8 protein-coding genes and 2 pseudogenes are annotated in these 12,044 nt (G+C 72.2%); 3 read left to right on the top strand and 7 right to left on the bottom strand.

The window, feature by feature from the left end; all coding sequences use genetic code 11:
* Positions 1 to 532 precede the first annotated feature (532 nt).
* The 4 genes and pseudogenes from ACFPIJ_RS06930 to ACFPIJ_RS06915 form a co-directional block, all read right to left on the bottom strand.
* Entirely contained in the window at positions 533 to 934 is a 402-nt protein-coding gene (locus ACFPIJ_RS06930; protein WP_380113784.1) for a hypothetical protein, read from the bottom strand.
* Positions 935 to 938: 4 nt separating this feature from the next.
* The gene (locus ACFPIJ_RS06925; protein WP_380113783.1) at positions 939 to 1,355 is read right to left on the bottom strand and encodes a hypothetical protein; all 417 of its coding nucleotides are present in this window, start codon (positions 1,353 to 1,355) and stop codon (positions 939 to 941) included.
* Between the two features lie 194 nt (positions 1,356 to 1,549).
* A pseudogene (locus tag ACFPIJ_RS06920) lies at positions 1,550 to 2,197 on the bottom strand (cellulose-binding protein); the annotation flags it as partial.
* A gap of 123 nt (positions 2,198 to 2,320) precedes the next feature.
* Positions 2,321 to 3,415, bottom strand: a pseudogene (locus ACFPIJ_RS06915) (lytic polysaccharide monooxygenase); the annotation flags it as partial.
* Positions 3,416 to 3,605: 190 nt separating this feature from the next.
* Here ACFPIJ_RS06915 and ACFPIJ_RS06910 point away from each other — a divergent pair.
* A complete protein-coding gene (locus ACFPIJ_RS06910) occupies positions 3,606 to 6,440 on the top strand; it encodes a tetratricopeptide repeat protein (RefSeq protein ID WP_380113782.1) in 2,835 nt (944 codons plus the stop codon).
* A gap of 203 nt (positions 6,441 to 6,643) precedes the next feature.
* The gene (locus ACFPIJ_RS06905; RefSeq protein ID WP_380113780.1) at positions 6,644 to 6,805 is read left to right on the top strand and encodes a hypothetical protein; all 162 of its coding nucleotides are present in this window, start codon (positions 6,644 to 6,646) and stop codon (positions 6,803 to 6,805) included.
* A gap of 50 nt (positions 6,806 to 6,855) precedes the next feature.
* Here the strand turns inward: ACFPIJ_RS06905 and ACFPIJ_RS06900 are convergent, their stop codons facing one another.
* Together ACFPIJ_RS06900 and ACFPIJ_RS06895 are read right to left on the bottom strand one after the other, a co-directional pair.
* Positions 6,856 to 9,801 carry a glycosyl hydrolase gene (locus ACFPIJ_RS06900; RefSeq protein ID WP_380113779.1) on the bottom strand — a complete coding sequence of 982 codons (2,946 nt, stop codon included), beginning with the start codon at positions 9,799 to 9,801 and terminating at the stop codon, positions 6,856 to 6,858.
* Positions 9,802 to 9,926: 125 nt separating this feature from the next.
* Positions 9,927 to 10,502: a TetR/AcrR family transcriptional regulator gene (locus ACFPIJ_RS06895; RefSeq protein WP_380113777.1), complete on the bottom strand. Its 576-nt coding sequence runs from the start codon at positions 10,500 to 10,502 to the stop codon at positions 9,927 to 9,929.
* 55 nt (positions 10,503 to 10,557) lie between these two features.
* On the opposite strand from ACFPIJ_RS06895, the gene ACFPIJ_RS06890 reads away from it, so the two are divergent.
* Positions 10,558 to 11,055 (top strand): FBP domain-containing protein, encoded by a 498-nt coding sequence (locus ACFPIJ_RS06890; protein ID WP_380113775.1) that lies wholly within the window; start codon positions 10,558 to 10,560, stop codon positions 11,053 to 11,055.
* A gap of 1 nt (position 11,056) precedes the next feature.
* On the opposite strand, the gene ACFPIJ_RS06885 is transcribed toward ACFPIJ_RS06890, so the two are convergent.
* Positions 11,057 to 12,043 (bottom strand): magnesium transporter CorA family protein, encoded by a 987-nt coding sequence (locus ACFPIJ_RS06885; RefSeq protein ID WP_380113774.1) that lies wholly within the window; start codon positions 12,041 to 12,043, stop codon positions 11,057 to 11,059.
* Between the last annotated feature and the right edge of the window lies 1 nt (position 12,044).

The following is a 12,044-nucleotide window of genomic DNA, read 5'->3' as shown; positions in this document are numbered from 1 at the left end:
AGGCACCACCCGGCGCGACGGCTCCGGCCATCGCGACGGCACCAGCCGGCGTGGCACGGCCGACGGCACCGGCCGGCGTGGCGCAGGTGACGCGGGTCGCTCCGGCGGCACCACCGCCCGCCGCACCGGAGACGACGCCGGGCAGCACACCGCCGAGGCCGGCGGTGGACGCCCACGCGGTCGCCGACCGTCCAACCAGCGGGAAGGTCAGCGCCAGCCGTCCACGGCCGCCGGTGCCGGGGCCACCGGCGGGGGTGCGGCGAAAGCCGCCGGCGCGGCAACGACGGGCCGACCGGCCGGTGCCGCGGCGTTCTCGTCGCAGACCAGGGTCGGCCGCCGCAGCGGACGGTGACAAGGTCCGCAGCGGACGGTGACGAAGTCCCGCAGCGGACGGTGCCAAGCCACCGCGGCAAACGGTGACGAAGCACCGCGGCGGTAGATGAACATCGCGAACGACCCGGCGGATCCGCCGGGTCGTTCGCGGTGTCCAGGGTCAGACGGGGTGTCCAGGGCCAGACCGCGGGTCCCGGGGTCAGACGGGCAGGCCCCAGCGGACCAGCACCCGCTCCGCGCGGTACGGATCCACCTTCACCGACACCCGCTGCCCGATCCCGGCCTGCGCCGAGGCGTGCAGCGGCAGCATCGTCTCGACCGTGACCGGGTACGGCGGCTTCCCGGCGTGCTCGACGAGCAGGTTCAGGCGCACCAGCGGCACCATGTTGATCCGCGTGCCGGTGTCGACCAGCCCGAGGATCGTCGCCGCGCCGGGGGTGCCGGTCTGCTCGAGCTCCAGGTCCGCGGTCTGCGCCTGCATGCTGAGCTGCGCCTGCTGCATCTGCGCCATACCGGCCCGCATCTGGGCGGCCGGGTCGTACGTGGCGTCGATCGCCCGCGCCTGCTGGTTCAGCTTGCGCAGGTCGCCGAAGAGGCCCATGGGTTCAGACCTGACCGAAGAGGTTGCCGTAGTGCACGGCGAGCTGGGTGTCGCCACGCATGCGGGCCGGCCAGCCGGTCGCGGCCTCGTTCCACGCGTCGGCGGGCACACCGAAGGACTGCGCCTTGAGGATCAGGCCGTCGACGTTGAGGCCCTCCTGGGACGCGGCCTTGGAGATGCGGGCGTACATGGCCAGGTCGACACCGGCGATCGGGGCGAGCCGCGGGTCGTCGGCGGCGATACCGGTCGCGACCGGGGCACCGTAGGCGTTGGCCGCGCCGTAGCCCTGCATGCCATACGCGGCCTGCTGCTGCGCGGCGTAGGCCTGCGCGGCGGCGCTGGTCTGCTGCGCCTGGGCGACCATGCCCGGGGCGGCGGCGACGACGTTCTTCATATCTTTGAACTGCTTGAAAAGTCCCATGTCTCCCTCACCTGTCGTGCTGTCCAGCAAGACGGTAGGGATCCGGTTCAGTGCGCAGCGTCAGGAAAGCGATCAATGCGCTGTCACCAACCCGCACCGTGCGCTGGACCACAAGCGACCAAGAAGGGACCACCAGAGGGACAACCGAGGCCGACTCGTTCGCACTCGCCGGCCTCGGCGTCCAACACGGCCAGTTACGCGCTCAGGCAGCCGATCCTGGACGCGCCGACGGCCACGTCGTCGAACCAGAGGGTGTCGTCACCGACGCCGTAGCTCTCCCAGCCCAGCCGGAGGTCGGCCACCCGCGGCTGCCACGCCCTCGCCGACCACTGCTGGTCGATGTCGGCGGTCGGCACCCCGTCGACCTGCAGGCCCGGCACGGCGGTGCCGTTCAGCCAGGTCGACAGCAGCCCGCGACCGTCCACCATGAACTCGACGCAGTTCCACTGCCCGGTCGGCAGCGGCCGGCTCTGCGCGACGCCGGCCGGGCTCTGGGCCGGCAGGGTCGCGTCGTCGGACTCGCGGTTCCACTGCAGGGCGCTGTTCTGCCCGCCGAGGCGCAGGTCCTTGCCGTCCACGGTGTCCTTCAGCGCGGCGAACGCCACGTGCGCCTCCGGCAGGGCCGTCGAGTGGCGTACGTACAGCCGGCCGTACCACACCGAACCCAGCCCACTGAGATCCTTCGTGGGCTTCACGTAGACGTGGTTGCAGTAGCCGGCCTTGCCGTCGATGCGGACCGACCTGGTGCCGCTGTGGACCACCGAACTGTCCACTGTGGCCGTCCCGGTGCCGGAGCAGTTGGCGTTGCTGACCGTCCATGCACCGGCGACCGGTCCGCTGGTCTGGCTCTCGAAGCCGTCACAGAACGCGGCGCCGGTGCAGCCGGCGGGCGGCGGGCCCGACGACGTGCTGGCGGACGCGGACGGCGACGTCGGCGGCGACGAGGTCGGCGGTGGCGCCTGCCCGTTGGCGGTGCAGGTGAGCTGCGGCGCCGGGCTGGGCACGGCCCCGTTGGCCAGGAAGCCCAACGTGGTGCTGCCACCGCCCGGGACGGTGCCGTTCCAGGCCGCGTTCACCGCCGTGACGGCGCTGCCCGACTGGGTCAGCACCGAGTTCCAGCCCTGGCTGACCTGCTGGCCGCCGGACCAGTTCCAGCCGACGCGCCAGCCGGTGACCGGTGTGGTGCCCGGGTTGGCGACCTTCACCTCGCCCTGGAAGCCCCCCTGCCAGTTGCCGGTCACCTGGAACGTGGCGGTGCAGCCCGCGTTGCCCGCCGGCGGCGGACCGCTGGGTGACGCGGACGCCGACGCCGACCTGGACGGGGACGCCGAGGTGGATGGGCCGGGATCGGTGGTGCCGACGCCGGTCACCTCGCCGTGGCCGCCGTCGAACACCACGTCGGAGCAGCCGTAGAACGTCTCGGTGCTGTCCGACCGGGACCACACGGAGTAGATGATGTGCCGGCCGGACTTGCCCGACGGGAGCGCGCCGGTCCAGTAGTAGTGCCCGTCGTTGGTGCCGGGCGAGCCGACCTGCGGCGGGTTGGTCTTCTGCAGGAACGGCGTGGACTCCAGGTCGGACCAGGCGAACGGGCGCGTCGGGTCGAACCCGTCCTTGGTCACGTACAGCGAGAACGTGCCCGGGTGCGCAGCCCAGTTACTGTAGTCGAACTCCATTGTGGAGCCTGACGTGAGGTGGGTTACCGGCCAGTCGGACCGGTTCAGGTCGAAGCCGGCGAAGTCGTAGACGGTCGCGCCGCCGCTGCACAGCTTGCCGTCGGGGATGAACCCGGCGGTGCGCCCGGCACCGTCGGAGCGCAGCACCGCGAACCAGTTGTACAACGAGTTCGGTCCGCTCTGCCCGACCGCCGCGGCGCATGCCGGGTTCTTCGGCTGGATCGCGCCGGTGGCGTTCAGGCCGTCCTTCCAGCACAGATAGGTCCGGCTGCCGGGCACCATCATCGCGCCGTGCGCGGCCGCCGGGTCCGCAGCGATGACCACCGTGCCCGCTCCGACGGTCGCCGCCGCGAGCCAGAGCGCGAGTCTTCGTCGTCGATTCAATGGAACCCCTCTCCCAAGACATGCAACTTCGTGGATTGCACGGGGTGTGACGGCCCGATGGCAACGAACCGGTGGGCAAAGGCCGCATCGACGCTGGAAGGCTGTGAAACATTCACCGAATGGTCGGATATTTCGATACTTCAGGTGAACCGCTCGCGCGAGACACGTGCGACCCTCGATGCTTACCGCCATGTCGAGCACTGGACCGGCAGCGGTCCTCGAAGCGGCGGAGCTCTGTCTTGCCGCAGGCGATCACGCCGAGGCCGCCCGCCTGCTGGCGGAGGCCCTGATCACGGGCCCCTCCGACCCGATCCTGCTGCGCGTGCTCGCCGACGCGCAGTTCGCGATCGGCTGGGATGGCTGCGCGCTCGCCCTGCTCGCCGAAGCTCAGCGCGTCGCCCCCGACGACGGCGTCGTGGCGATCGACCGCAACTACCGGCTCCGCGAGCACGGCCGGTTCGCCGAGGCCCTCGCCGCGCTCGACAACCTGCCCCCCGACGCGGCGACGACCCGGGCCCAGCGCGCGGTGACGTACGCCGAGATGAGCCTGCCGGTCCTGGCCCTGGAGACCTACCCGCCGGATCGGCGCGGGCTGTGGTGGCGCACCGGTGGCCCGGTCGCGGTGCTGCGCGGCGCCCGGCGGCGGGCGGAGCAGCGGGTGCTCGCCGAGCTCCTCGACGCGGCCGGCCACGCGCCGCCGGCGCCCGTGGACCTGCCCGCACTGCTCACCCGGATCGTCAACGGCACCGGCCAGGACCGGGACGCGCTCGCCGCCGTCCGCACCGCCGAGGACCACCTCGACGGTGACCGGCGGGCCCAGGCCGCGGCGGTCCTCGCCGACGCGTTGCGTCGCGACTCGACGCACCCGCTGCTGTTGCGGTTCGCGGCCGGCGTTGCCGTGTCGCTCGACCGCCTCGCGCCGGCGCTCGCGCTGTACCGCCGGCTCGCCGTGGACCCGAGCCCGGTCGGGCTGCTCATCGACCAGGGCAACCTGTTGATCCGGATGCACCGGCTGCCCGAGGCCGTGCGGTTCGTCGAGAGCCTGCCGGCCGGGACGGCCCGCGCCGACGGCCTGCGCCGGGTCGTGGCGAGCGCCTACCGCGAGGCCGGGCTGCCGACCGCGGTGGCCGGTGCCTACGACCGGCGCGGGATCGTGGCGGACTGGCACCGGGCGCTGTGGTGGCGCACCGGCGGCCCGCTGCCGTCGCTGCGCCGGCGGTTGCGCCGCCGCGACGCGGAGACCGTCGCGGCCTGGACGCCGTTGCCGGTCGAGGAGCTGCTCGGGCCCCTGCTCGCGGTCGACGCCGCGGACCTGATGGCCGCCGCCGCTCGCGCCGCGGCGGTCCTGGAGCAGGCCCGGCAGGCGGACGAGCGGCACGGCTCCGTGGCCGCGATCGACGTCCTCGCCGCCGCGGCCGCCACCGATCCGGACCAGCAGGTCGTCAAGGAACTGGCGAAGGAGCTGACCTACGACGACCGGGAGGAGGAGGCCCTCGCCTGGTTCGACCGGGCCGCGGCGGCAGACCCGGCCGACGTGGAGGTGGTCGAGGGACGGCTGCTGGCCCTGACCTGGCTGGACCGGACCAGGGACGCCCTGGACATGTTGGAGACGCTGCCGCCCGCCGTCCGGGCCGCCGAGGCGATCCGCAGCCGGGAGTCCTGGCTGTATGAACGGCTCCGGCTCTGGACCCCGGCCCTGGACGCGCTCCGCCCGGTCGCGACCGTCCCGTCGTGGCACCGCCCGACCCACCGGCACCTCTGGTGGCGCACGGGCGGTCCGCTCTGGATGATCCGGCGGCGGATGCGCGACTCCGACAGCCACGCCATCTGGTCGTGGCGGTACACGGCCCGGTCCCTGCTGTCCACATTGGACGGCGTGGTGCCCGCCGCCACCCCCGCCACGCGGGCCCTCGTGGACGGCAACCGGCTCAACCACGAGGTCCTCACGATGCTGTGGGAGCGGGCGAACGTCGTGGCCCGGATGACCGCCGGCTTCCTCGCGACGATCGCCGCGTGCGTCTTCCTCACCCGGACCGCCGCGACCACGGTCGACCTGCCCACCGGCTGGGCCGCCCTCGTCGGGGCCGTCACCACCGCCCTGGCCTACCTCGGCCTGCGGCGCTGGCTGTTCCAGCACACCACCGCCGACTCCGGCCGGCTGGTCGTCACCCGGGCGGCGCCGCGGATCGTCGGGCTGGCCCTCGCCGGGGCCGCGCTCTACCGGCTCCGCGACCACTACGGCGGCTGGCCGGCACTGGCCGGCGGCGCCCTCGTCGCGCTCGCCGTGATGGCGACGGCCCGGCTCGCCGCCGCGGCCGCGTGCCGGATGGTCGCCGCGCGGGTGATGGGCCGGTTCGTGCGCCGCGAACCGCGCGCCGCCGCGCTCACCGAGACGCTCACCCTGCTCAGCGAGCTGCGGCCGCGCGGGCGGCGCAACGACCTGTCGTGGCGGCGGGCCTGGCTGTGGCGGCTGGAGCGGATCGCCCAGGCCGTGGAGCACGACCTGCCGGCCACGTTCGGACTGGTCGACCCCGACACGCAACGGCAGCTCACCGACGGTGGCCGGGGCGCTGCCCGGGCCGTGCGGCAGCTGAAGTTCCTCGTCGCGGCGCCGTCCTCACCGGACGCGTGGCGGCGGGTCGAGGACGTGCTGCGGCACAACGTGGGCGCCCTCGCGACCGGTGAGCTGGGGCGGCTGCGCCGGGCCGACCCCGCCGCGGTCCCGGCACCGGTCCGGCGCGGCCGCCGCGCGGTCGCCGGCGAGGTGTTGCGCACCGTCGTGTTCGCCGGGCTGCCGCTCGCCGTGGTGTACCTGGCCCAGCCGTGGCTGTCGTTCTCCGAGACGGTGCACGACTGGGCGAAGGTGGTCGGCCTGGGCTGGGCGCTGCTCTACGTCCTCATGACCCTCGACCCCACGCTGCAGGAGAAGCTCAGGACCGCGCTGTCGATGATCACCCTCGGCCAGGCCGGCGACCCCGCAGCAGTGGCACGTTCCCGGGATTCGGGACCGCCCGCGCCTCCGTAGAGTTCTGGGTATCGCAGGCAACACCCCTCGAACCACACACATACAACCGCACAGCACCACCCCTGCAGCGGTGCCGGTCAGCCTGAAAAACGGCGGGCCGGCATTGTCTCGTCCCATGACGTCGAGGTCGGTAGCGATCGGCCTGGTGGCGTACCTGGCCGGGGTGGCGGGACGGCTGACGGCGGCCTGACACCATCACCGGCATGAATCGCAGCACATTGGACATGGTTCTGCCCTCGTTGTACGCCGCCGCGATCCTGGTGGCGGTGTTCTTCGGCTCCGGCACGTCCGTCGGCGCGGTCGCCGCGATCGGCGGGGTCCTGCTCGGCGCCTACTGGGCCGGCATCCGGCGCAACCTGTCCTGACGACAGCGGGCGGGCCTCCACGAGGAGACCCGCCCGTCGTGCCGGAACGGTCAGACGGTGTACGGGATCCGCAGCGTCGACTGGTTGCCGTTGGCGGCGGAGGCATCGATGCGCACCGTGGTGGCCGCGTTACCGATGGCGTTCCAGACCTCCAGGCGGACACAGCCGTTGCTCATTGCGCCGAGGCTGCCGGTCGAGGAGGACAGGCCGACCGCCTGGGTGTAGTTCTCCACCCCTGACACCGGGTCGGTGGCGAAGTACCGGTAGGTCTCCACCCGCTCGTAGCTGCCGTTGTTGGTGAGGTCGTAGGACACCCGGGCCTGGATGCCCTGCCCGACGGTGTTCGCGGCGTCGACGTACAGCGAGAACGCCGTGGCGCCGCCGTTCGTCGAGCCGGTGATGCCGCACCTGGTGTAGGTGACCGGGTTGTGCGGCGTGCCGTCGTAGTTGCCGTTGGCGGCGCTGACCGTCTGCGTGCCCGCGGCCGTCCCGGCGGTCGTGTTGAGCGCCGGCCCGCTGCGCAGGTAGAACAGGTTCGACCCGACCGGGGGCTGGGACGACGGCGGCTGCGAGGACGGCGGCTGGGACGAGGGCGGCTGCGAGGACGGCGGGTTCGACGTCGGCGGCTGCGACGTCGGCGGGTTGCTGGTCCCGCCGCCGCCGACCCACGTGTACGCCCCGGTCGTCGCGGTCTTGCCGGCGGGCACGGTCAGCGTCCGGCCGTCGGAGAACGTGACGTTGAGCGGCGAGCCGGTCAGGTTCGACGCCACGTAGGTCTTCGCGCCGTTCTTGGTGAACACCGCGTAGAGCGGGGTGTTCGCGGTGACCGACGTGTCGACCTGGCCGAGCGCGGCGAGGTTGCGCAGCCAGTGGAACGTGTGCGCCTTGCTCTCGCCCTCCTCCGGGGTGTAGCCGGTGTTGGCCCGGAAGTTCGCCAGGGCGGTGTCGCCGTTGCCGAGGGCCTGGAAGGACCACAGGACGTCCTGCCAGACGGTCGGCGGGCCGCCGTTGTTGGTGACCAGCTCGTTCCAGTTGACGCTGTTGTAGGCCGGCTTGTAGCCCATGTACAGCGAGCCGCCGGTGATCGGCAGCATGTTGATGCCCTGGATCATCTCCGGCTCGGCGGAGAACCAGGTGGCGTAGGCGCCGCCGTCGCCCCAGACCATGCCGACGGTGTTGTGCGCGAAGGTGCTCGGGAAGTTCTGGTTGGACGAGTCGAACCAGTACTCCTGGATCGCCTGCGCCTGCGTGGTGTAGATGAACAGGCCGGCGTCGCGCACCGCGGTGTTGCCGGTCGCCTGGCCCCACTGGATGAGGGCGTTGGCGAAGTTCATGCCCTCCGAGGAGGACTCCTGGTTGTTGCCGGCGCCGAACGCACCGTGCCCGGAGGCCCAGTCGTGGCCCGCGTAGATGTCGAAGTCCCGCAGGAACGGGAACATCGTGTCGTTGCGGTCGGGGTTGTTGGCGTCGCGGATGAGCAGGTTCACCATGCTGCCGTAGGCGTTGCTGGCGGCCCAGGCCGGGTCGAACTTCGCCAGGGTCGCGGCGGCGGCGATGTAGTAGCCGTAGTGGAAGTGGTGGTCGTTGAGCTCGCTGTCGGAGCCGTAGGAGGCGGGGTAGCCGATCAGGGTGCCCCAGTTGGCGTCGTACACGAACAGCCGGGTCGCCTCGCCGGGGCTGGCGGTGAGCCAGTTGGTGAGCCGGGTCCGGATCGCGTTGAGCAGCGAGTCGCGCTGGGCGGTGCGGCCGAGCTGGTCGGCGATCTCCGCGGCGCGGGCGGCGCGGCCGAGGCCCTTGCCCGTCCAGTATGTGTCGTCGCCGAAGCCCGCGAGGGGATCGCCGGACGCGACCTGGTCGAGGTAGCCGCCGAGGGTGGTGAGGTCGGCGCCGCTGCTGTCGGCGACCGCGGGGATCTCCGGCAGGACACCCTGGTACTTCGTGCCGGTGGTGAACGACGAGACGCCGGTGAGCGTCTTCATCGCCCCGCGGGCGGAGACGTAGGTCTGCGCGATCGGGGTGGCCCCGGTGAGCGCCTTCCACTGGTGCGGGTAGAGCGACACGACGGTCCCGGTGCCACTGCCTTCGCGGGCGGTGGTGGTGTACGTGTACGTCGCGTTGACCGTGCTCGTCGCGGCGCTGTACGCCCAGCTGACCCTGGTGTTCGTCACGTGGTTGTGCGCGTACGTGCCGTAGGTGTTGGCCAGGGCGGTCCGGTCGGCGGCCGGCGTCGACGGGGTCGTCGGCAGCACCGCCACCGAGTAGTAGTCCTTGCCGGCCAGGGTCGAGGTGATGGTGCTGCCGCTGACGGTCCAGGTGGCCCCGGTCGGCGCGTAGGCGACGTAGTCGTGGCCGCGGACGGTGAAGCCGATCCGGGCGCCGCTGTTGCTCCACACGGCCGGTGCGCCGCCGAACGTCAGCTGGGCGCTGCCGCCGCTGGTGCGGGCGTAGACGAACGGCAGGCCGTGGCCGATGGTGGCGCGCAGCGTGCGGGCGCCGTCAGACCAGTACGGGGTCACGGTCCAGTCGGTCCAGCCGTCGACCTTGGTGTCGGGGGAGTTGAGGCCGGCCACGCCGAGGGTGAACTCGGTCGTGTAGGGGAAGTGGTACTCCCCGACGCCGGTCGCGGTGCCGGAGATGGCGGCCTCGGTGGTGTAGCTGACGCCGAGCCCGTTGTTGGCCGGCTTGAACGCCAGCGGGTGGGCGTTGAGCGGCTCGGAGTAGGCGCAGTTGAACTTCTTGAACAGCAGCGACGACCACCAGTCGTTGGTGGGCACCGCGCCGGCGGGGGCGTTGGCGGTGACCCACTGGCGGGGGTTGGTGCCGATCGATCCGCAGCCGGCCGGCGGGGCCTGCCCTGCGGGTCGGGTCGTGGCATAGCTGCCGGAGCCGAGGGTGTCGGCGGCGGCACTCTGCAGGGCGACGAAGGTGACGGCGGTGGCGACGAGCGCGAGGGCGGCGGCGCCCGCGAACCATGGTCGGCCTCGGGTAAGGCGCATCGGGTGGGACTCCGATCAGAAGTTGGCGGCTTCTTGGGGTCCCTGGTGATTTTGGGCAACCGATCTGACCATTGTCAATGGTCAACTTCAGAGAGCGCTCTCAAACAGCGCTCTGAGCTGCTATTTTATGCTGAGAGCGCTTCCCGCCAGTGGACGAGCAGGACGTGCAGGGCGTCGAGGGCGCGGCGCCAGGAGGCCTCGACATCGCGCGGGTCGTTGAAGCCGCCGCGGCTCTCGAGGTCGACGAACCCGTGCAGCGTGCTGCGCAGCAGCCGCACCGCATCGGTGGCGTCGGGCTCCTCCAGGCCGTAGCCGCGCAGCATCCCGTAGGTCAGCTCGATCCCGCGCAGGGCGGCCGCCGGACCGGACAAGGCCGGGTCGACCGGCTGCTGCAGCGCCGCGTAGCGGCCTGGGTGTGCGCGGGCGTAGTCGCGGTACGTGTCCGCGAAGGCGACCAGGGCGTCCCGGCCGGACCGACCGGCGACGGCGGGGCCGAGCAGGTCGGCGAACTCCGCGGCGGCGAGGAGCGCGATCCGGGCCCGCAGGTCGCTCAGGCCGCGCACGTGCGAGTAGAGGCTGGCATCCTTGACCCCGAAGTGCCGCGCCACCGCCGACACGGTCACGCCGGCCAGGCCCACCTCGTCCGCGAGGTCCGCGGCGGCCCGCGTCACCAGGTCGGCGGTCAGTCCCGCACGTCTCATCCTAGGCACAATAGTCGTTTGCCTAGGGTCATTAGGCATCGGTACCGTCGGCGCTGTGAGACCACTGACCGAACCCGACATCCGCGCGTCCTTCGTCAACTGCTCCAAAGGCGAGGCGAAGCGGCTGACCCTCCCCCGCGACCTGGCCGAGCGGCCCTGGGACGACCTCGACTTCCTCGGCTGGCGGGACCCGGGCGCCCCGGACCGCGCCTACCTGATCGCGCAGCACGGCGACGACGACCAGATCGTCGGCGTCACGCTGCGCCTGGCGTCCCAGCAGCGTGGCTTCCTGCACCGCAACATGTGCTCGCTGTGCCTGACCACCCACCCCGGCAACGGCGTCTCCCTGATGACCGGGCGGCGGGCGGGCGAGGCCGGGCGGCGGGGCGATTCCGTCGGCTCCTACATCTGCACCGACCTGGCCTGCTCGCTCTACGTCCGCGGCCTGCGGTCCCCCGACGCCGGCGGCGGCCCGCGCGAGACGCTGTCGGTCGAGGAGAAGGTGGAGCGGACCCGCGGCAAGCTCACCGCGTTCCTCGACCGCCTGTTGTAACTCACCACCAGCCCTGCCGCTTGGCCCAGGTCAACAGGGTCCCGGACATGATGACCATGATGATCAGGGTGGCCGCGAGGTGCAGCCCACGGGTGTGGTCGTTGACGATGAGGTTCATGCCGAGCACCGACGACAGCGCGGTGATCGGCAGGGTGACCGCGGCGATCACCGCGAGCCGTTCCGCCGCGATGGTCATCTTCGTCTCGGTCCGCGCCTGGTAGAACTCGATCACGCCCTGCAGGTACTCCCGCTCGCCGTCGGCGACCGACCGGACCCGGCTGAACTGGTCGACGACGTCGGCGATGTGGTGCTCGTCGCGCGGCCGGCGGGACAGGGTGGCCATCCGCCCGTAGATCTCGGCGCTGAGCGCGGCCATCGTGCGCACCGCGAGCAGGCCGTGCCGGGCCTGGAACAGCTCCTCCAGGAACTGTTCCGGGTTGCCGAGATGCCCGGCGGTGACCCGCTGCTCAAGCCGCCACACGTCGGCGGTCATGTCCTCGACGAGCGTCTCCTGCAGCCGGCTGATGCCGGACACGATCGCGTAGGACAGCTCGAACGGCGTGGCCGGGGCGAGCTTGCCGGCCTCGATGCGGCGCAGCACGTCGCGGGTCTGCCGCAGCGGGATGTCCGGCGGGACGGCCGGGTTGGTCGGCCCGTGCACCGTCACCAGGAACCGCGGCCCGATGAACTGGTCCAGCTCGACGTAGTGGACGTGGCCGCGGGCGCCGAGGTGCGGCGCGTGCAGCACCACGAACACATGGTCCTGGTACGGGTGGATCTTCGGCACCCGGTTGCGCTGCGCGGCGTCGCGCAGGGCGAGCGGGTGGAAGCCGAACACCTCACCCAGCACCTTGACCGCTGCCGCGTCGCACACGGGCACGTCGACCCACAGCAGGCCGTCACCGTCGAGCAGCCCTCCCAGCAGCTCGGACAGCTCCTCGACGGTGTGCGTGCTCACCACGCCTGACCGGATGATCCGGACGTCCATG

It is taken from the genome of Dactylosporangium cerinum, assembly GCF_042653625.1.
Lineage (GTDB): Bacteria > Actinomycetota > Actinomycetes > Mycobacteriales > Micromonosporaceae > Dactylosporangium > Dactylosporangium cerinum.
The sequence above is the reverse complement of the archived record's forward strand: the minus strand, read 5'-3'. Positions and strand labels throughout refer to the sequence as shown.

What these genes read in the sequence shown, in the direction of transcription:
- ACFPIJ_RS06930 (WP_380113784.1), bottom strand. Translation starts at nt 934, where the DNA reads ATGGGCCTCTTCGGCGACCTGCGCAAGCTGAACCAGCAGGCGCGGGCG.
- ACFPIJ_RS06900 (WP_380113779.1), bottom strand. Translation starts at nt 9,801, where the DNA reads ATGCGCCTTACCCGAGGCCGACCATGGTTCGCGGGCGCCGCCGCCCTC.
- ACFPIJ_RS06885 (WP_380113774.1), bottom strand. Translation starts at nt 12,043, where the DNA reads ATGGACGTCCGGATCATCCGGTCAGGCGTGGTGAGCACGCACACCGTC.
- ACFPIJ_RS06910 (WP_380113782.1), top strand. Translation starts at nt 3,606, where the DNA reads ATGTCGAGCACTGGACCGGCAGCGGTCCTCGAAGCGGCGGAGCTCTGT.
- ACFPIJ_RS06925 (WP_380113783.1), bottom strand. Translation starts at nt 1,355, where the DNA reads ATGGGACTTTTCAAGCAGTTCAAAGATATGAAGAACGTCGTCGCCGCC.
- ACFPIJ_RS06905 (WP_380113780.1), top strand. Translation starts at nt 6,644, where the DNA reads ATGAATCGCAGCACATTGGACATGGTTCTGCCCTCGTTGTACGCCGCC.
- ACFPIJ_RS06895 (WP_380113777.1), bottom strand. Translation starts at nt 10,502, where the DNA reads ATGAGACGTGCGGGACTGACCGCCGACCTGGTGACGCGGGCCGCCGCG.